We start from the raw sequence: 17,163 nt of genomic DNA, 5'->3' as shown, positions 1-17,163 counted from the left end.
GGGGTCCGTCAACCCCCCGGGTGGTCCTGTGGTCTCTGCCTCTGGCGGTGAGGCTTCCGCGCGCGGGCGCACAATGGGGGGCATGGAGCTGAACCCCCTGGAGCAGGCACTGCACACCGCCCGCGCGCTGGTCATGGCCGATCTCGTCGCGGGCGATGTCGCCGAGGCCGACGTCGTCTCGTTCGTCGAGGACGCCGTGACGCACCGCCGGTGGTGGGTCGAGCAGTGGCCCGAGGGTGCGGAGTTCGTCGCCGGGCTGATCGCCCAGGACGTGCAGGACGCCCTGCTGGAGAAGTACGGGCGGTGGCCGCTCTGCCCCGCCTGCGCCGAGGACGGGCCGCACGCGCTGGACGTCGAGCCGGAGCTGGGGCCCGACCCGCACTGGGTGTGCACGAAGGCGGCCGTGGCCGTCGCGCCGGTGGGAGCGCTGGGCGAGGTACTGCGGCGGTGACCCTCTACATCGACCCGCCCACCTGGCCCGGACACGGCCGCCTCTGGTCGCACCTGGTAAGCGACGTGTCGTTCGAGGAGCTGCACACGTTCGCCGCCGCGATCGGCTGCCCGCCGCGCGCCTTCGAGCGCGACCACTACGACGTACCGGAGGCGTATTACGCGGACGCCGTACGGGCGGGGGCGCGGGAGATCGGCTCGAAGGAGCTGGTGCGCCGCCTCACCGCCGCCGGGCTCCGGCGTCCCAAGGGGCGGGCGGCGCCGGGGTAGCGCGGGCCGCCCGACCCGGTGGGTGTCGGGGTGGGCGGCCCCCCGGTGGGTGCCGGGGTGGCGCGGGCCGCCCGCCCCGCGCGGACTAGGAGAGCTCGCCGTCGTAGTCCGGGAGCTTGAAGGTGCGCTCGGCGTGGCCGCCCACGATGTCGGTGGTGTTGTTCCCGATGTTGGCGATGATCTTGTACCCCTTCGCCTCGATCGCTGCCCGCTGCTCGGTCTTGTAGGCGCTGACCTCCTCGAAGAGGTCCGGCAGGCTGCGCACGTACAGCCCGTCGACCGGGTAGCCGGCCTTCTTCAGGTTCCAGTCCGTGAGGGAGTGGATGATGCCCGGCCGGGCGGTGACGAAGAAGACGGCCACACCGCGGGTATCGGCGTAGCGGGCCAGATCGCGGACGTCACGGACGGCGGGGGTGGGCAGCTCCCAGAACGGGTGGAAGTGCGTCTCCAGCGCGGTGTTGTCGATGTCGAGGACGATCGCCTGCTTCTCGCCGCCCGCGCTGCCCGTGCGGGACTCGATCCAGGGGCGCGCCTCGGCTACGACGGCCGCGACCTCCTGCCGCCAGACGTTGTAGTCGACGCTCGCGGCGAGGGCGGCCGGGGTGGCGGCTGCGGCGGTGACCGGGGCGGCGGCCTGGGCGCTGGTGCGGGCGGTGGCCGTCTCCGTCGCGTCGGCCGAGGTGACGGGGACCGCGACGAGGGCGAAGGCCGCGGCCAGCGCCGCAGCCGTGCGCTGGATGGTGGCGCCTGCATGCATGGGGACTCCTGGGTGGGAACCTGCCAATGGCCCGTACGCCGTGATCGGACGACGGGTTGTCATGCTCGCGCTCAATAGTGAAGTGCGGGTGGCCGTCTGACTACTGGTCGGTAGCGTCTTTTCCGGCTGCCGTTCGCCTGCCGACGGGAATCGGCCGGCACGTGGCCGGAAGAGCCCTGGGCCGCCCTCGGAGGCCTCGGCCCGTGGGGGCGGTCACGGAGTTACGCGCCCGGCGACGGCACGCAGTCCGCCGGCGTCACCGGCCCGGTCGCCCTCGGTGCCGGCACCGCACGCTCCGCGCCCGCCGCACTCCCCGTACCGACCGCAGCGCCCGCACTTCCCGTGCCGGCGGCAGCGCCCGTACTCCCCGTACCGACGGAAGCGCTCTTCGCGATCAGCCGCGACCGGCTCCGGCCGCCCCCGCCGCGCTGGAGCCGCAGCGACACCGCCACCGCCGCCAGGGCCAGGACCGTCATCGCCGCGCCCGCCCACGCCGTCGCCGCGAAGCCGAAGTCCGCGTCGATCACCGTGCCGCCCAGCCACGGGCCGCTCGTGTTGCCCAGGTTGAACGCGGCCGTCGTCGTGGCACCGGCCAGCGTCGGGGCCGCCCCGGCCACGTTGAACATCCGGGCGTTGAGCGCGGGGGCCGTGAAGAACGCCGACAGGCCCAGCAGGAACGCCAGCGCGACGACCGCGACCTGGCTGGAGGCGAGCAGGGCCAGCGCCGCCAGGAACACCGTGGACGCCGTGATGCCGCTGAGCAGCACCCCGAAGAGGTGCGCGTCCGCGACCCGGCCGCCGATCGTCGTACCGATCAGCGCGCCGACGCCGAAGAGGCCCAGGATCCACGGCACCCAGCCGGAGTCCAGCCCCGCCACGTCCGTCAGCAGCGGCGCCAGATAGCTGAACGCGCAGAACACCCCGCCCGCCGCGAGTGCGGTGATCACGATCGCCAGCCAGACCTGCCGGTCCCGGTAGATCGCCAGCTCCCGCCGAAGCTCCGGCTTCTTCTCCGGCAGCGGGATGTGCGGGATACGGGTGACGACCCCGATCAGCGCCACCGCCGACGCCGCGCCCACCGCCCAGAACGCCGACCGCCAGCCGAAGTGCTCGCCCAGGAAGGCGCCCAACGGCACGCCCAGCACGTTGGCGATCGACAGCCCGCCGATCATCACGGCCATCGCCCGCGCCCGCTGGTTCACCGGGACCATCGCGATGGCCACCGCCGCCCCGACCGCCCAGAAACCCGCGCAGGCGAGCGCGCTCACCACACGGGAGGCGAAGAGCACCTCGTACGTCGGGGCGAGCGCGCCCGCGACCTGCCCGAGGCCGAAGGCCGAGATCAGCGCGATCAGGGTGGTGCGGCGCGGCAGCCGCAGTGTGGCCACGGCGAGCAGCGGGGCGCCGATCACCATGCCGATCGCGAAGGCGGATATGAGGAGTCCGGCCTGCGGGATCGAGACGTTCATATCGTCCGCGATGGGCGGCAGCAGGCCCGACAGCATGAACTCACTGGTGCCGAGAGCGAAGACCGAGAGGCCGAGGATGTATACGGCCGGGGGCATGGGCGTGCGGCGGCGTGAGGTGGAGTCGGGCATGACTCGTCCCAACACCGCAGAACGTGTCCGCATTCCCGGCTCCCGGTGGGTGGACAGCCGTCACCCGGGCAGGGCGTGCAGCTTCTTCCCGTGCAGAGCGAAGACGTGCTTGCCGTCGGTGGCCACCAGCCAGGAGTGGAAGTCGCCGGACTTGTCGTTGAAGGTCCAGCGCAGGGCGCCGGTCTTCGCGTCGATGGCGTGGATGCCGCCCTGCTCGTCGAGGTCGGTGGCCCCGTAGAGGGTGGAGCCGACCCGGACGAACTGCCCGGGCACCTGCGCGCTCGCGTCCTTGAGGGCCGTGGACTGCCAGACCTTCTTGCCGGTCCCCGGCTCGACGGCCCGGAGCGTCCGGCCGCTGTCGGCGATGTAGAGCACGTCGTCCAGGACGGTCGGCTCCCGGAAGGTGGTGAACTGTTCGGCCTCCACGGACCACTTCTCGGACCCGTCCGACAGGGCGAAGGCCTGGAGCCGCTGCCCCTGCGGGACGATCACCAGATCCTGGTGGACGACGAAGGGGCCGTAGCTCGTCTTCGTCGTCCTCTGCGTCCACACCTGCTTGCCGGTGGCGGTGTCGCGCACCGTGAGGTTCTTCTTGAAGTCGGTGTAGACGAGGTAGCGGCCCCGCACGGCGGCGTGGACGCCGTTCTGCTCGGTGCCGAGGTCGCGCTGTTCCTTCCAGGCGAGCTTGCCCGTGCTGCTGTTCAGCGCGGCGATCACGTTCGTACGGGACGAGCCGTCGGCCTCCAGGATCTCGGCGATGACGTACACCTGCGTCCCGTCCACCGCGACCGGCCTCGGCTGCCGGTACTCCTTGCCCAGGTGGCTGCGCCAGGTCTCCTTGCCGGAGGCCGGGGCGTACCCGATGACATTGCCGTCGTACTTGCCGCTCGCCAGGTACAGGGTGCTGCCGCCGGCGCCGAGCAGCAGCGGGGCCCCGGGGACCGCGCCGCCCGGCAGGGACCACCGCTCGGCGCCGGTCGCCCCGTCGAGGGCGGCCAGCGGGTCACCGCTCGCGATCACCACGCCGTCCACGGCCACGAGTTCGTCGTTGTCCCCGTAGGTCTGTGCCGAGGTCGACTTCGTCCACAGAGGTGCGGGGGCCTGGCCGTCCTCGGGAGCCCTCCCGTCCTCGGGGGAAGCGGTGCGCGGCGGTGGCGTGCTGCCTGCGCCGCCGGTCGCGAGCTCGTCCTCGCAGCCGGTCAGTCCGGCGCCGAGCGCCGCCATCGTGAGCGTGCCGCCGGCCAGTCGCAGTATTCGCCGCCGTGAAGTTCTGCCGGCCGTGGTGCTGTGTCCCGGGAATCCCTTGGACATTTTTCCGTACCCCCGTGGAGTCGTCAGAGTGTGTGCACCTGCGATGCCAGACGTTAGCCGTCGGTAGGTTCCCCAGGCCGGGCCAGGGCGTGACCGGAACAACTCCGTGAAGGAACCGGAACATTTGCCGATCACTGCGGACCGGACGACCCCAGCAGCTCAAGCTCCGTCGCCAGGTTGTGCCGGGCCCGCGCCTCCCACTCGGCCGCCCCGTACGGCGTACGGAACAGCCTCGGCAGCGCGAGGAGCTGCCGCAGCACCGCTGCCCGCCCCGCCCGGAACGCCTCGTCGGGGACGAACCCGTACTCCTCACGTACCTGCGCCGCATAGGCCGCGTACGTGTCCGGGCCGCCCGCCAGGACCGCCAGGTCCGCGTCGCACAGCACCTCGCCGTTGCCGTCCCCCTCCGCCGGGTCGTGCGTCACGGTGAGCCGGACCAGCCGCGCGACCTCCGCCGTCACCGCCTCCGCCACCCCCGCCTCGGGCAGCGCGCGTTCGGCGAGGGCGGCGCTGCGCTCCTCGTTCTCCGTGCGGTCGGGCCGGTACACCGCGTCGTGGAACCAGGCGGCCAGGCGCACCGCGTGCACATCGGCGGCGTACCCGGCGAGGGTGTCGATACGGTCCAGGACCGCCGTCAGGTGGGCGGTGGTGTGGTAGCGCCGCTGCGGCTCCGCCCAGCGGGCCAGGAGGTTCTCGGCGTACGGCAGGGGGTCGGGGCCGGGCGCTCCGGAACGGGCGGCGAGGAGCGTGTCCCGCCAGCGGTCGGGCAGGGCACGGGTGTCGCGGGGGCGCGGGCTGTCCGTCATGGGACGACCTTAGAGGCTGAGCCCCGCACGGATTCCGGCATCCGGCCCCGGCCACAGGTCTCCCTGCGGTTGGCTGAGCCGCATGACCACCACATCCGCCGCCACCGCTCCCGTACGCGATCCCGAACTGCCCGGCCTGCTCCTGCGGACCGAGCGTGACGTCCTCCTCCCGCTGCTGCGCGCCACCCCCGAGTCCGCCTTCGGCTTCCGCACCGCGTGCCCCGGCTGGACCGTCCGCGATGTCCTCGCGCACTGCGCCGCCGCACTGACCAGGGTGGTCGAGGACCGGCTGGAGGAAGGGGTGTTCTCGCCCGAGTCCAACGAGCGGGACATCGCGGAGCGGGCCGGTCTGCCCCTGGCCGCACTCCTCGACGAGCTGGAGCGCGGGATGACCGGAGCCGGTCCCGTGATCGCCGCCGCGGGCGGGAAGCTGGACGGGGTCGCGCTCGGCGAGTGGGTGCACGCCGGTGATGTGCGCGAGGCGTGGGGCCTCGACGGGGCGTACGCGGGGCGCGGGCTGGGGTATGCCCTGGGCCTGCTGGAGGGCGTGGCGTACCGGAAGGAGATGCCGCAGATCATCGCCGAAGTGAAGGGAGCCGAGGGAGTGGACGGGGAGAAGCTGGATGGCTGGAGCGTGCCGCGCTCCCTCGGCGTCCCGCCGGAGAACGGCCGCCCGGCGGGCCGGTACCACGGCGACGGGCCCACCCTGATCCGGCTGTACGCGAACCGGCCGCTGGTCGGCACGCGGTACGAGCTCCACGGCGTACGGGAGGGGGACCTGCACCTCTTCGACCGGCCGCCGAAGCTGGACGGCTGAGGGACGGGGGTGAAGCCGAGGGGGCAGGCCTTCCGCCCCTCGGACCGGCCCTTGTCGCCCGGGGGCGCAGTCATTAGCGTGCGCCCGTGAAGATGGACCTGAACGCGGATCTCGGCGAGGGCTTCGGCCGCTGGACCCTGACCGACGACGAAGCGCTTCTCGCCTGCGTCACCAGCGCCAACGTGGCGTGCGGCTTCCACGCGGGCGACGCCTCCGTGATGCGGCGGGTCTGCGATGCGGCCGCGGTGAACGGCGTGCGGATCGGGGCCCAGGTCTCCTACCGGGACCTGGCCGGGTTCGGGCGCCGGTCGATGGATGTGCCGGCCGGCGAGCTGACCGCCGAGATCGCCTACCAGATAGGCGCCCTGCGGGTGTTCGCCGAAGCAGCCGGCTCCACCGTCTCGTACGTCAAGCCGCACGGCGCCCTCTACAACCGGACCGTCCACGACGAGGAGCAGGCCGCCGCCGTCGTCGCGGGCGTCCGGCTCGCGGGCGGTGGCCTCGCCGTCCTCGGACTGCCCGGCTCCCGGCTGCTCGCCCACGCCTCCGCCGCCGGGCTGCCCGCCGTGGAGGAGGCCTTCGCCGACCGCGCGTACACCGCGCGGGGCACGCTGGTCCCGCGCGGTGAACCGGGGGCGGTGGTGCACGACGCCGACGACGTCGTACGCCGCAGTGTCGGCATGGCGCTCGACCGGGAGGTCACCGCGGCGGACGGCAGCCGGATACCCGTCGAGGCGCGCTCGCTCTGCGTCCACGGCGACACCCCGGGGGCCGCGGCCCTCGCGCGCCGGGTGCGGGCGGGACTGGAGGAAGCGGGCGTGCGGGTGGAGGCGTTCGCGTGAGCCAGGGGGACGACGGTACGAAGGTGCGCGTGCTGCCCGCCGGGCCGCACGCCCTCCTCGTCGAACTGGCCGACGGTCAACACGCCGAGGCCTTCCACGCGGAGCTCCTCCGCCGCCGCGAGCGGGGCGCACTCCCCGGCGTACGCGAGATCGTCCCCGGAGCCCGGACCGTCCTGCTCGACGGCATCGAGGACCATCAGCGCGGTGGTGGCCGGGTGCCCACGCCCCGGGACCGGCTGGCCCGGGACCTCCTCTCCTGGCAACTCCCGCCTCTGCACCGCGAGATGCGCGACGCGGTCGATATCCCCGTCGTGTACGACGGCCCCGACCTGGACGAGGTCGCCGCGCTCTGGGGCGTCGGCGCCGACGAGGTGTCCGGCCTGCACTCCCGTACCGCGTTCCGGGTGGCCTTCTGCGGGTTCGCCCCAGGGTTCGGCTATCTGACCGGACTGCCCGAGCGGCTGCACGTGCCCCGGCGCACGACCCCGCGTACGAAGGTTCCGGCCGGGGCGCTGGCCCTCGCCGGGCCGTACACCGGGGTCTACCCGCGCCCTTCGCCCGGCGGCTGGCAGCTCATCGGGCGGATGGTGGACCCGGCGGCCCTGTGGGACCCGGCCAGGGACCCGGCGGCGCTGCTGGGGCCGGGAACCCGGGTGAGGTTCGTCCCGGCAGCCGTACCCGTACCCCGTACGGAGGCGCGCGGATGACCTCCGTACGGGAGGGGAAGGGTCTCCTCCATATCGTCCGCCCCGGCGCCCTGACCACCGTCCAGGACGCCGGTCGCCCCGGCTGGGCGCACCTCGGCGTCGGGCGGGCGGGGGTGCTGGACGCCCCCGCCGCCCGGCTGGCCAACCGGCTGGCGGGCAACCGCCCGGGCGCCGCCGTCCTGGAGACCACCGTCACCGGATGCGCGGTCCGCCCGGACCGGACCGTGGTGGCCGTCGTCGGCGGTGCGGGGTGCCGGGTGAGCGTCGACGGGCGGCCCGTGGCGTGGGGCGCGCCCGTGCGGGTTCCGGCGGGCGCGGTGCTGGACGTGGGCCCCGCGGTGAGCGGGGTGCGCGGCTACCTGGCGTTCGCGGGCGGCCTGGAGCCGGAACCGGTGCTGGGCAGCCGCTCGGCCGACCTCCTCTCGGGCCTGGGCCCGGCCCCCCTGCGGGAGGGCGACACGCTGCCGCTGGGCGAACCGGCCGGGGAGTCACCGCAGAGCGAAGGCCCCACCCCCTGGCCAGGCGCCCCCACCGAGCTGGTGCTGCCCCTCCACCTCGGCCCGCGCCACGCGTGGTTCACGGCCGCCGCGCTGCGTACGCTCACCACCGCCGCCTACCGGGTCTCCCCGCACAGCAACCGCATCGGCCTCCGTACCGAGGGACCCGCCCTGGAGCGGGCCCGGGACGGCGAACTGCCCAGCGAGGGCATGGTGCTGGGGGCGATCCAGGTGCCCCCGGACGGGCTCCCCGTCGTCTTCCTCAACGACCACCCGACGACCGGGGGCTACCCGGTCGTCGGCGTCGTACCGGAAACCGCCCTCGCCGTGGCGGCGCAGGCGGTTCCGGGAACGCGGATCAGGTTCGTACGGGCGTGAGAAGCGACTCCCGGCGGCCCCTCACGCACCCTTGAAGCCGCGCAGCCGCAGCGAGTTGCCGACCACGAACACCGACGAGAACGCCATCGCGGCCCCCGCGATCATCGGGTTGAGCAGCCCGGCGGCGGCCAGCGGAAGCGCGCCGACGTTGTAGGCGAAGGCCCAGAACAGGTTCGTCCGGATCGTGGAGAGCGTGCGGCGCGAGAGCCGGATGGCGTCGGCGGCGGCCCGCAGGTCTCCCCGTACGAGGGTGAGGTCACCGGCCTCGATCGCCGCATCCGTCCCCGTGCCCATGGCCAGGCCCAGGTCCGCCTGGGCTAGGGCGGCGGCGTCGTTGACCCCGTCGCCGACCATGGCCACGCTCCGGCCCTCCGCCTGGAGGCGCTTGACGACGTCGACCTTGTCCTCGGGCATGACCTCCGCATACACCTGGTCGGGGGCGATGCCGACCTCGGCCGCCACCGCCTCCGCGACGGCCCGGTTGTCACCGGTGAGGAGGATCGGGGTGAGCCCGAGGGCGCGCAGCCGCTCGATGGCCTCGGCGCTGGTGTCCTTCACCGCGTCCGCGACCTCCAGGACCGCCCGCGCCTCCCCGTCCCACGCGACCGCGATCGCGGTGCGCCCGGCGTTCTCCGCCTCGGCCTTGGCACGTGCCAGCCCGTCCGGCAGGTGGATCTCCCACTCGGCCAGCAACTGCTCCCGGCCGACGAGGACGGCGTGTCCTTCGATCACGCCCTGGACGCCGAGTCCGGGGATGTTGGCGAAGTCCTCCGGGGTGGGGAGGGCGGCTCCGAGGCGGTCGGCCGCCCCTGCGGCGACGGCCTGGGCGATGGGGTGTTCGGAGGAGTGCTCCAGGGCTCCGGCCAGGCGCAGGACGTCGTTCTCCTCCGAGCCCTGGGCTGTGTGGACGGTGAGGAGGGTCATCTTGCCGGTGGTGACGGTGCCGGTCTTGTCGAGGACGATGGTGTCGACGCGGCGGGTGGTTTCGAGGACTTCGGGGCCCTTGATGAGGATGCCGAGCTGGGCGCCGCGGCCGGTGCCGACCATGAGGGCGGTGGGGGTGGCGAGGCCGAGGGCGCAGGGGCAGGCGATGATCAGGACGGCGACGGCGGCGGTGAAGGCGGCGGTGAGTCCGGCGCCGCTGCCGAGCCAGAAGCCCAGGGTGCCGAGTGCGAGGGCGATGACGATGGGGACGAAGACGGCGGAGATGCGGTCGGCGAGGCGCTGGGCTGCTGCCTTGCCGTTCTGGGCGTCCTCGACCAGGCGGGCCATGCGGGCGAGCTGGGTGTCGGAGCCGATGCGGGTGGCCCGGACGACGAGGCGCCCGCCGGCGTTGATCGTGGCGCCCGTGACGGAGTCGCCGGTGGTGACCTCCACGGGCACGGACTCACCGGTCAGCATGGACGCGTCCACGGCCGAGCTGCCCTCGACGACCGTGCCGTCGGTGGCGATCTTCTCCCCGGGCCGGACCAGGAAGTGGTCCCCGACCTGGAGTTCGGCGGTCGGCACGGTCACCTCGCGGCCGTCGCGCAGGACGGTGACCTCCTTCGCGCCCAGCTCCATCAGGGCCCGGAGCGCGGCTCCGGCCTTCCGCTTGGAGCGGGCCTCGAAGTAGCGCCCGGCGAGGATGAAGGCGGTCACCCCGGCGGCGGCTTCGAGGTAGATGTTCCCGGCGCCGTCGCTGCGCGCGATGGTCAGCTCGAACGGGTGCGTCATCCCGGTCATGCCCGCCGTGCCGAAGAACAGCGCCCAAACCGACCACAGGAACGCGGCCGACGTACCGACCGAGATCAGCGTGTCCATCGTCGCCGCGCCGTGCCGGAGGTTTGTCCAGGCGGCCCGGTGGAAGGGCCAGCCGGCGTAGGTGACGACGGGGGCGGCGAGGGTCAGGGACAGCCACTGCCAGTTGTCGAACTGGAGGGCGGGGATCATCGCCATCGCGATGACCGGGACGGCGAGGACGAGCGAGGTGATCAGGCGCTGGCGGAGGGCGCTGAGCCCGTCGTCGGGTTCGGACTCCGCAGTCCCGCTCCTCTCCGTATCCGGCGGCGGTGGTTCCTCGGCGGTGTATCCGGTGGCTTCGACGGTGGAGATCAGATCCTGTACGGAGACGTCCTCGCCCCGGTACGTCACCTTCGCCTTCTCGGTGGCGTAGTTGACGGTGGCCTCCACGCCGTCCATCCGGTTGAGCTTCTTCTCGATACGGGCCGCGCAGGAGGCGCAGGTCATGCCACCGATGGCGAGCTCGACGATGCCGGTACCGGTGGCGGTGGTGATGTCGCTGGTGGTCGCGGGCACGGGGTCCTCCTCGGGCGGTTCAGATACCCCTAGGGGGTATCACTTCCTCTCCCCATGTATACCCCCCACCCCTATGAAACGCAAGGGGCGTCCGGGGCGTCGGCGTCCGCCTTCGCCCCGCTATGGGCGCGAGTCTCGTCACTCGTCTGCGGTGCGGGGTCGCGCATCTCCGCGATCATGCGTTCAGATGGAGGGCTGCGCGGCCGCTCGGCCGCCCCGTAGGCTGGTCATTGGACTAGACCTATAGGCGCGTATCGGAGGAATGGGGACCCATGAGCAACCGTGCAGTCCTGGAGGTGATCGCTCTCGACGCGGAGGACGCGGTCGCCGCCCAGGCAGGTGGTGCAGACCGCCTCGAACTGGTCACCGACATGGCCGCGGACGGCCTGACGCCGTCACGGGAGACCTTCGCGGCGATCCGGTCCGCCGTGGACATCCCGCTGCGCGTCATGCTCAGGCTGGCGGACGGGTTCGCCGCCGGTGACATCGAGGTGCTGGCCCGCACGGCCCGTGAACTGCGGGCGGAGGGGGCCGACGAGTTCGTCCTCGGCTTCCTCGACCAGGACGGCCACGCCGACCTGGTGGCCGTCGAGCGGGTCGTCGCCCAGCTGGACGGCAGCGCGTGGACGTTCCACCGCGCGATCGACCGGGCCACCGACCGCGACGCCCTGCGCAAGCAGCTCGCGGACCTGCCCGGCCTGGACACCTACCTCACGGCGGGTTCGCCGGCCGGGGTCGACGACGGCATCCCGACGCTCCTCGCCGAGGCCGCCCGCACCGGGGAGCCGGGGTACGAGGCGCAGATCCTGGTGGGCGGCGGGCTCCAGCTCCACCACCTGCCGCGGCTGCGGGCGGCGGGCATCGACGCCTTCCACATCGGCGGCGCGGCCCGCCCGGCCGGCTGGTCGGCGCCGGTGAACGCGACGGCGGTACGGGAGTGGCGCGAGGCGCTCGACGCCTGAGGCGCCGGGAGGCGTGGGGAGGGGCGCCGCAGAGGCCGGCCCCTCCCCGCCCCCGGGCCTACGTCAACGCCACCGGCAGTTCCGCCGAGTGCACCACCGTCAGCCCCGACACCGCACGGGTCAGCGCGACGTACAGCCGCCGCAGCCCGGTCCGCTCGTCCGGCTCGCCGTCCACCACGGCCGCCGGCTCGTCCAGCACCACGTAGTCGTACTCCAGGCCCTTGGCGAGCGACGCGGGCACCAGCGTCAGCCGGGACGCGGCGGTGGTCTCCTCACCGGGGGACAGATAGGCATGACCCGCGGCGGCCAGCGCCGCGGCCAGCGCCGGAATCCGGGCGTCGGCGGCGATCAGCCCGATGGACCCCTCGTGACGCAGGGACTCCTCGCAGGCCGAGACGACGGCCGCGTCCAGCGCCTCCGCTCCGGGAACCTCCCGTACGACCAGCGAACCGGGCGACTCACGCACCGACTCCACCGCCGCAAGCCCCGGCGAGATCGCGGGCAGCAGCCGGGAGGCGTAGGCGATGACCTCGCGCGGCACGCGGAACCCGGCGGTCAGCTCCTCCACGACCGCGTCCGCCTTGCCCAGATGGAACAGGGCCTCGCTCCAGCTCTCCGTGGACCACGGCGTCGTCCCCTGAGCGAGGTCTCCGAGCACCGTCGCCGAACCCGTCGAACACCGCCGCCCCACCGCCCGGTACTGCATGGGCGAGAGGTCCTGCGCCTCGTCGAGCACGACATGGCCGAGGGAGTGCGTACGGGCCACCAGGTCACGGGCCTCGTCGATGAGCACCGCGTCGGCCGCCGACCACTTGGCCGTCTTCACGCTCCGGGCGGGCTTCGCCCACAGGATCAGCTTCTGCTCGTCCGCGCCGAGGAGCCCCTCCGCGTGGGCGGCGAGGAACTCCGGCTCGGCGAGCAGCCGCAGCACGAGCTTCGCCGGGTCGACGGCGGGCCAGATGGCCTTCACGGCCGCCTTCACCGCGGGGTTGCGGGCCACGGTGTTCTGCACCCGGTCGTCCGGGGCCTCGCCCGCCTCCTCCATCCGTACGAGGACGGCGTGCGCGATCCGCTGCGGCAGGGCCTCGTGGGCGGAGCCGTACCGCATGTCCCGGGCGAGCAGCTCGTCGACCATCTCCTCGATCTCGTACGCGGGCACACGCCAGCGCCGGGAGCCGCGCACCACGACGACGGGCTCGGTGGGGGTGGTGACATGCGAGCGGATGGCCCGGCGCAGCACCTCGGCCATGCGGGCGTCGCCCTTGATGACGGCGGCGGCCGCGTCGTCCGTGCCCAGGACCTCCACGTCCGCCGTCACCAGGTCGTCGACGGTGGCCTGCTTGACCTCCAGCTCACCGAGGGCGGGCAGGACCTGCTCGATGTAGTGGAGGAAGGACCGGTTCGGCCCGATGACGAGGGTCCCGGTCCGGGCGAGCCGGTCCCGGTGCGCGTACAGCAGGAACGCGACGCGGTGGAGGCCGACGGCGGTCTTCCCGGTGCCGGGACCCCCCTGCACGCAGACGGTCCCGCCGAGGCCACTCCGTACGATCTCGTCCTGCTCGGGCTGGATGGTGGCGACGATGTCGCGCATCGGACCGACGCGGGGCCGCTCGATCTCGGCCTGGAGGAGGCGGCTGGTGTGGGCGACCTCGGCGGGGTCGGTGAGGTGCTCGTCCTCGTACGCGGTGAGCTCGCCGGCGGTGTACCCGAAGCGGCGGCGGAGCCCGACGTCCTGGGGGTTCTTCGGGGATGCCTGGTAGTACGGCTGGGAGACCGGGGCCCGCCAGTCGATGACCATCGGGTCCCCGGCGGGGTCGTGGACGTGCCGGCGCCCGATGTAGAACCGCTCGCCCTCCGCACCTTCGGCCAGGTCGCCGCCGACGGCGTGGAGGTAGTCGAGGCGGCCGAAGAACAGGGGCGTGTGGGCGAGATCGGCGAGCGCCTTGATGCGGTCGTCGATCTGGGACTGGAGCACGGCGGCGTTGACCCAGTTCGCGGTGACATCGCGGATGTCGAGGGCCTGGACGTCCTCGCGCATCGCGCGCAGGGCGGCACGGGACGCGGCGAGATGGGCGCGCTCGTGCGCCAGGGGGTCGGTGGTGGAATCGCTTTCTGCTACGTGCGCGGGCACGGTGATGCCTCCGGCTCTTCAACGCAGGACGGCGGACCGCGCCGCGCTCCGGTGACATCCGGAGCCGTCGGGTCCGCTGGGAAGGTTCGTCTCTGTAGGTGTCGGCCGGTTTCCGTCCGGTCGGCGGCGCTCCCCCGGCTGCCGGCGGCGAAAGGCCGGTACCACGGTGCGGGAGGCGGGCAGACCGGCGATTGTAGCCGCGGGCAGGGGCCCGGTCGAAACGGTTTACGGGCACCGGGGGTACGCGTAGGGAACGGTTTACGGCACCGGGGTACCCGTAGGGGATGCGTGCGGCCCGATCGGTACTGGAGAGCTACGGGCCCGGCGTACGGGTTCCCTCTGCGGGCCGATGCGGCCGTTCGGGTGACGGGAGCACCATGGATACATGAGCACAGCGACCCTGAACCCACGCAGGACCGGCTCCGCGCACGGCGCGACCGCGGTCACCGGTCACCACCGCACCCACCGCGTCGCAGACACCGTACGCGCGATCAAGGTCTTTGTGACGACGGCCTTCGGGGTCGTGGTCCTGGGGGAGTACGCGGAGGAGGCGGGGGTACGGCGGTCCCGCTGACGCACCCGTCCGTACCCCCCCCGCCCCTCCCTCTCAGTTCCCGGCGAGCAGCTCGTCCGCGTCGACGATGCGGTAGGCGTACCCCTGCTCGGCCAGGAACCGCTGGCGGTGCGCCGCGAAGTCCTGGTCGATGGTGTCGCGGGCGACGACCGAGTAGAACCGCGCCTCGTGCCCGTCGGCCTTCGGCCGCAGGACGCGCCCCAGCCGCTGGGCCTCCTCCTGCCGCGACCCGAAGGTCCCGGAGACCTGGATGGCGACGGTGGCCTCCGGCAGGTCGATGGAGAAGTTGGCGACCTTGGAGACGACGAGGACGCTGATCTCCCCGTTCCGGAACGCCCCGAAGAGCTTCTCGCGCTGGGCGTTGCTGGTCTCGCCCTTGATGACGGGCGCGTCCAGGTGTTCCCCCAGCTCGTCGAGCTGATCGATGTACTGCCCGATGACGAGGGTCTGCTCACCCTGGTGCTTGCGTACGAGCGCCTCGGTCACCTTCCGCTTCGTCGCGGTGGTGGCGCAGAACCGGTACTTCTCCTCCGGCTCGGCCGTCGCGTACGCGAGCCGCTCGGAGTCGGTGAGGTTGACCCGTACCTCGACGCAGTCGGCGGGCGCGATGTAGCCCTGCGCCTCGATCTCCTTCCACGGGGCGTCGAACCGCTTGGGCCCGATGAGCGAGAAGACGTCGGACTCCCGCCCGTCCTCCCGCACGAGCGTCGCGGTCAGCCCCAGCCGCCGCCGGGCCTGCAGGTCGGCGGTGAACTTGAAGACCGGGGCGGGCAGCAGGTGCACCTCGTCGTAGACGACGAGACCCCAGTCACGGGAGTCGAAGAGCTCCAGGTGCGGGTAGATGCCCTTCCGCCGGGTGGTCAGCACCTGGTAGGTGGCGATGGTGACCGGCCGGATCTCCTTCTTCGTACCGCTGTACTCGCCGATCTCGTCCTCGGTCAGCGAGGTCCGCTTCACCAGCTCGTGCTTCCACTGCCGGGCGGAGACGGTGTTGGTGACGAGGATCAGGGTGGTGGCCTTGGCCTCGGCCATGGCACCGGCGCCCACAAGGGTCTTTCCGGCCCCACAAGGCAGCACCACAACGCCCGACCCACCGTGCCAGAAGCCCTCCACGGCCTGCCTCTGGTACGGCCGCAGCGCCCAGCCGTCCTCGGCCAGCTCGATGGGATGGGCCTCGCCGTCCACGTACCCGGCGAGGTCCTCGGCCGGCCAGCCCAGCTTCAGCAGGGTCTGTTTGATCTGCCCGCGCTCGGAGGGGTGCACGGCCACGGTGTCCGGGTCGAGCCGGGCGCCGACCAGCGGCTGCACCTTCTTCGACCGCAGGATCTCCTCCAGCACGGGCCGGTCGGTACTGGTGAGCACCAGCCCGTGCACCGGGTGCTTGGAGAGGGTGAGCCGCCCGTACCGCGCCATCGTCTCGGCGATGTCGACCAGGAGCGCGTGCGGCACGGGGTAGCGGGAGTACTCCACCAGGGCATCGACGACCTGCTCGGCGTCGTGCCCGGCGGCCCGGGCGTTCCACAGTCCGAGCGGGGTGACCCGGTACGTATGAATGTGCTCGGGCGCACGCTCCAGCTCCGCGAAGGGTGCGATGACCCGGCGGCAGGCGTCCGCCAGCTCGTGGTCGACTTCGAGGAGCAGCGTCTTGTCGCTCTGGACGATGAGGGGTCCGGTCACGCGCTTCGGCCCTTTCTGCGGGGTGCGGCCACGGATGCGGCCAAACGTCCAGTGTGCCGCATCGCGGGGCGGGGCGGGGTGAGTGCGTGCGGAGCCCGGGGCAGCGGCCCCGCCCTCAGGCCCCGCGCCGCTGCGGCCCGAAGCGCACGGGGACGCCGGGGGAGTACAGCACGCTCACCGGATCACCGACCGGCGCGGGCAGCCCCCCGGCCGCCACCAGGTCCTCGTCGCACTCCAGCAGCTCCGCCCGGTGCAGCGGCCACTGCGGATGGGCGTTCGGCAGATACGCGGTCCGCCCGAAGAACGAACTGTGCAGCGCCCAGCGGGCGGTCAGGAAGTGCTCCAGGGGCGTCGGCTCCTCGATCACGCCCCCCGCCCGCAGCACGATCCGGCTCCGCGCACCCCGGGGGCCGGGCCAGCGCCGGATGCTCGTGTACGTGAGGGTGTCGCCGGTGCGGTCGATGTCCATCCGGGACCACACGTACGGCAGCCGGACCGCGGCCCGGGCCACGGCGACCGGAATCAGCCGCGAGGCGTCGAGGGACCGGAAGACGACGCCGCGCCGCCCCTGGGCATCCACGGAGTACAGCCGGACGTTGGTCTCGGGAAATGTCCCCAGGTAGGGGATGCCCGGCAGCCCGAGCCACCCCACCCGGTACATCCGGAACGCGACCAGCCCCACGTAGGTCGCCCCGTCGAAGGTGTCCGGCACCGTCCCCGGCGGCAACAGCGGTGCCACGTCCGCCGGATCGACCGCCCAGTGCAGGAACGCCAGGTCCAGCCAGGACTGCGTGAGCAGCGGCCGCATCGGCGCGGCGGGCGGGCGGGGCGAAACCGGCTCGGGCGGCACATGCTTCGGCTCGGGGGCGTGGTCGGCGAAGGGCATCTCCGCAGCATCGCAGACCACGGGCTTCACGCACCGCCTGTCGGTAGAACCGGCGAGAGCAGTACGGCGGCGGCTGCTACTCGGTCTCGCCCGGCTGCCCGGTGCGCTTGGCCCGCTTGACGCCGAGTACGGCGAGACCGAGGACGGCCACCGTCACGATCGCCATCATGATCTGCTCGCCGGCGGTCAGGGTTCCGATCAT

The 17,163-nt window shown here is 73.1% G+C and carries 17 protein-coding genes; 8 read left to right on the top strand and 9 right to left on the bottom strand.

Going from position 1 to position 17,163, the window contains the following annotated elements; genetic code table 11:
• Window positions 1–82: 82 nt before the first annotated feature.
• Together ACK8N7_RS15700 and ACK8N7_RS15695 are read left to right on the top strand one after the other, a co-directional pair.
• Entirely contained in the window at window positions 83–451 is a 369-nt protein-coding gene (locus tag ACK8N7_RS15700; protein WP_403216869.1) for a DUF8819 family protein, read from the top strand.
• On the top strand, window positions 448–720 hold the full coding sequence (locus ACK8N7_RS15695; RefSeq protein ID WP_355084642.1) for a DUF4031 domain-containing protein: 273 nt from the start codon (window positions 448–450) through the stop codon (window positions 718–720). The genes ACK8N7_RS15700 and ACK8N7_RS15695 overlap by 4 nt, the downstream gene beginning before the upstream one ends.
• 85 nt (window positions 721–805) lie before the next feature.
• Here ACK8N7_RS15695 and ACK8N7_RS15690 read toward each other — a convergent pair whose 3' ends face one another.
• The 4 genes from ACK8N7_RS15690 to ACK8N7_RS15675 all read right to left on the bottom strand — a co-directional run bounded on the left by ACK8N7_RS15690 (window position 806) and on the right by ACK8N7_RS15675 (window position 5,192).
• Window positions 806–1,477, bottom strand: a complete 672-nt coding sequence (locus tag ACK8N7_RS15690) for an HAD family acid phosphatase (protein WP_403216867.1) — start codon at window positions 1,475–1,477, stop codon at window positions 806–808.
• A gap of 221 nt (window positions 1,478–1,698) precedes the next feature.
• The gene (locus tag ACK8N7_RS15685) at window positions 1,699–3,042 is read right to left on the bottom strand and encodes a Cmx/CmrA family chloramphenicol efflux MFS transporter (RefSeq protein ID WP_403217070.1); all 1,344 of its coding nucleotides are present in this window, start codon (window positions 3,040–3,042) and stop codon (window positions 1,699–1,701) included.
• 93 nt (window positions 3,043–3,135) lie between these two features.
• On the bottom strand, window positions 3,136–4,386 hold the full coding sequence (locus ACK8N7_RS15680) for a PQQ-binding-like beta-propeller repeat protein (protein WP_403216865.1): 1,251 nt from the start codon (window positions 4,384–4,386) through the stop codon (window positions 3,136–3,138).
• A 131-nt stretch (window positions 4,387–4,517) separates the two neighbouring features.
• Window positions 4,518–5,192, bottom strand: coding sequence for an HD domain-containing protein (locus ACK8N7_RS15675; protein ID WP_500442823.1), 675 nt, complete (start codon window positions 5,190–5,192; stop codon window positions 4,518–4,520).
• 82 nt (window positions 5,193–5,274) lie between these two features.
• Between ACK8N7_RS15675 and ACK8N7_RS15670 the strand changes: the two genes are divergently transcribed.
• The 4 genes from ACK8N7_RS15670 to ACK8N7_RS15655 all read left to right on the top strand — a co-directional run bounded on the left by ACK8N7_RS15670 (window position 5,275) and on the right by ACK8N7_RS15655 (window position 8,433).
• Window positions 5,275–6,009, top strand: a complete 735-nt coding sequence (locus ACK8N7_RS15670) for a maleylpyruvate isomerase family mycothiol-dependent enzyme (protein ID WP_403216861.1) — start codon at window positions 5,275–5,277, stop codon at window positions 6,007–6,009.
• Between the two features lie 92 nt (window positions 6,010–6,101).
• On the top strand, window positions 6,102–6,851 hold the full coding sequence (locus ACK8N7_RS15665) for a LamB/YcsF family protein (protein ID WP_403217068.1): 750 nt from the start codon (window positions 6,102–6,104) through the stop codon (window positions 6,849–6,851).
• The gene (locus ACK8N7_RS15660) at window positions 6,848–7,558 is read left to right on the top strand and encodes a 5-oxoprolinase subunit B family protein (RefSeq protein ID WP_403216859.1); all 711 of its coding nucleotides are present in this window, start codon (window positions 6,848–6,850) and stop codon (window positions 7,556–7,558) included. Before ACK8N7_RS15665 ends, ACK8N7_RS15660 begins: the two co-directional genes overlap by 4 nt.
• Window positions 7,555–8,433 carry a 5-oxoprolinase subunit C family protein gene (locus ACK8N7_RS15655; RefSeq protein ID WP_403216857.1) on the top strand — a complete coding sequence of 293 codons (879 nt, stop codon included), beginning with the start codon at window positions 7,555–7,557 and terminating at the stop codon, window positions 8,431–8,433. The genes ACK8N7_RS15660 and ACK8N7_RS15655 overlap by 4 nt, the downstream gene beginning before the upstream one ends.
• Window positions 8,434–8,454: 21 nt before the next feature.
• On the opposite strand, the gene ACK8N7_RS15650 is transcribed toward ACK8N7_RS15655, so the two are convergent.
• Complete coding sequence (locus tag ACK8N7_RS15650) at window positions 8,455–10,731, bottom strand: heavy metal translocating P-type ATPase (RefSeq protein ID WP_500442821.1); 2,277 nt, start codon at window positions 10,729–10,731, stop codon at window positions 8,455–8,457.
• Window positions 10,732–11,003: 272 nt separating this feature from the next.
• Here ACK8N7_RS15650 and ACK8N7_RS15645 point away from each other — a divergent pair, with 272 nt between their 5' ends.
• Window positions 11,004–11,693 carry a copper homeostasis protein CutC gene (locus ACK8N7_RS15645; protein ID WP_403217268.1) on the top strand — a complete coding sequence of 230 codons (690 nt, stop codon included), beginning with the start codon at window positions 11,004–11,006 and terminating at the stop codon, window positions 11,691–11,693.
• A 58-nt stretch (window positions 11,694–11,751) separates the two neighbouring features.
• Here ACK8N7_RS15645 and ACK8N7_RS15640 read toward each other — a convergent pair whose 3' ends face one another.
• On the bottom strand, window positions 11,752–13,824 hold the full coding sequence (locus ACK8N7_RS15640) for a HelD family protein (RefSeq protein WP_500442819.1): 2,073 nt from the start codon (window positions 13,822–13,824) through the stop codon (window positions 11,752–11,754).
• 385 nt (window positions 13,825–14,209) lie between these two features.
• On the opposite strand from ACK8N7_RS15640, the gene ACK8N7_RS15635 reads away from it, so the two are divergent.
• Window positions 14,210–14,398, top strand: coding sequence for a hypothetical protein (locus ACK8N7_RS15635; protein ID WP_500442817.1), 189 nt, complete (start codon window positions 14,210–14,212; stop codon window positions 14,396–14,398).
• Window positions 14,399–14,431: 33 nt separating this feature from the next.
• On the opposite strand, the gene ACK8N7_RS15630 is transcribed toward ACK8N7_RS15635, so the two are convergent.
• From ACK8N7_RS15630 to ACK8N7_RS15620, 3 genes are all read right to left on the bottom strand, one after another.
• Window positions 14,432–16,075 (bottom strand): DNA repair helicase XPB, encoded by a 1,644-nt coding sequence (locus ACK8N7_RS15630; protein WP_355123221.1) that lies wholly within the window; start codon window positions 16,073–16,075, stop codon window positions 14,432–14,434.
• A gap of 115 nt (window positions 16,076–16,190) precedes the next feature.
• A complete protein-coding gene (locus ACK8N7_RS15625; RefSeq protein ID WP_403217288.1) occupies window positions 16,191–16,883 on the bottom strand; it encodes a YqjF family protein in 693 nt (230 codons plus the stop codon).
• A 154-nt stretch (window positions 16,884–17,037) separates the two neighbouring features.
• The gene (locus ACK8N7_RS15620) at window positions 17,038–17,163 is read right to left on the bottom strand and encodes a hypothetical protein (protein WP_403217262.1); all 126 of its coding nucleotides are present in this window, start codon (window positions 17,161–17,163) and stop codon (window positions 17,038–17,040) included.

Source organism: Streptomyces griseobrunneus (assembly GCF_046713465.1).
In the GTDB taxonomy this organism is placed as follows: domain Bacteria; phylum Actinomycetota; class Actinomycetes; order Streptomycetales; family Streptomycetaceae; genus Streptomyces; species Streptomyces microflavus.
Note: the sequence above shows the minus strand (reverse complement) of the source record. Positions and strands in the feature narration are given on the sequence as shown.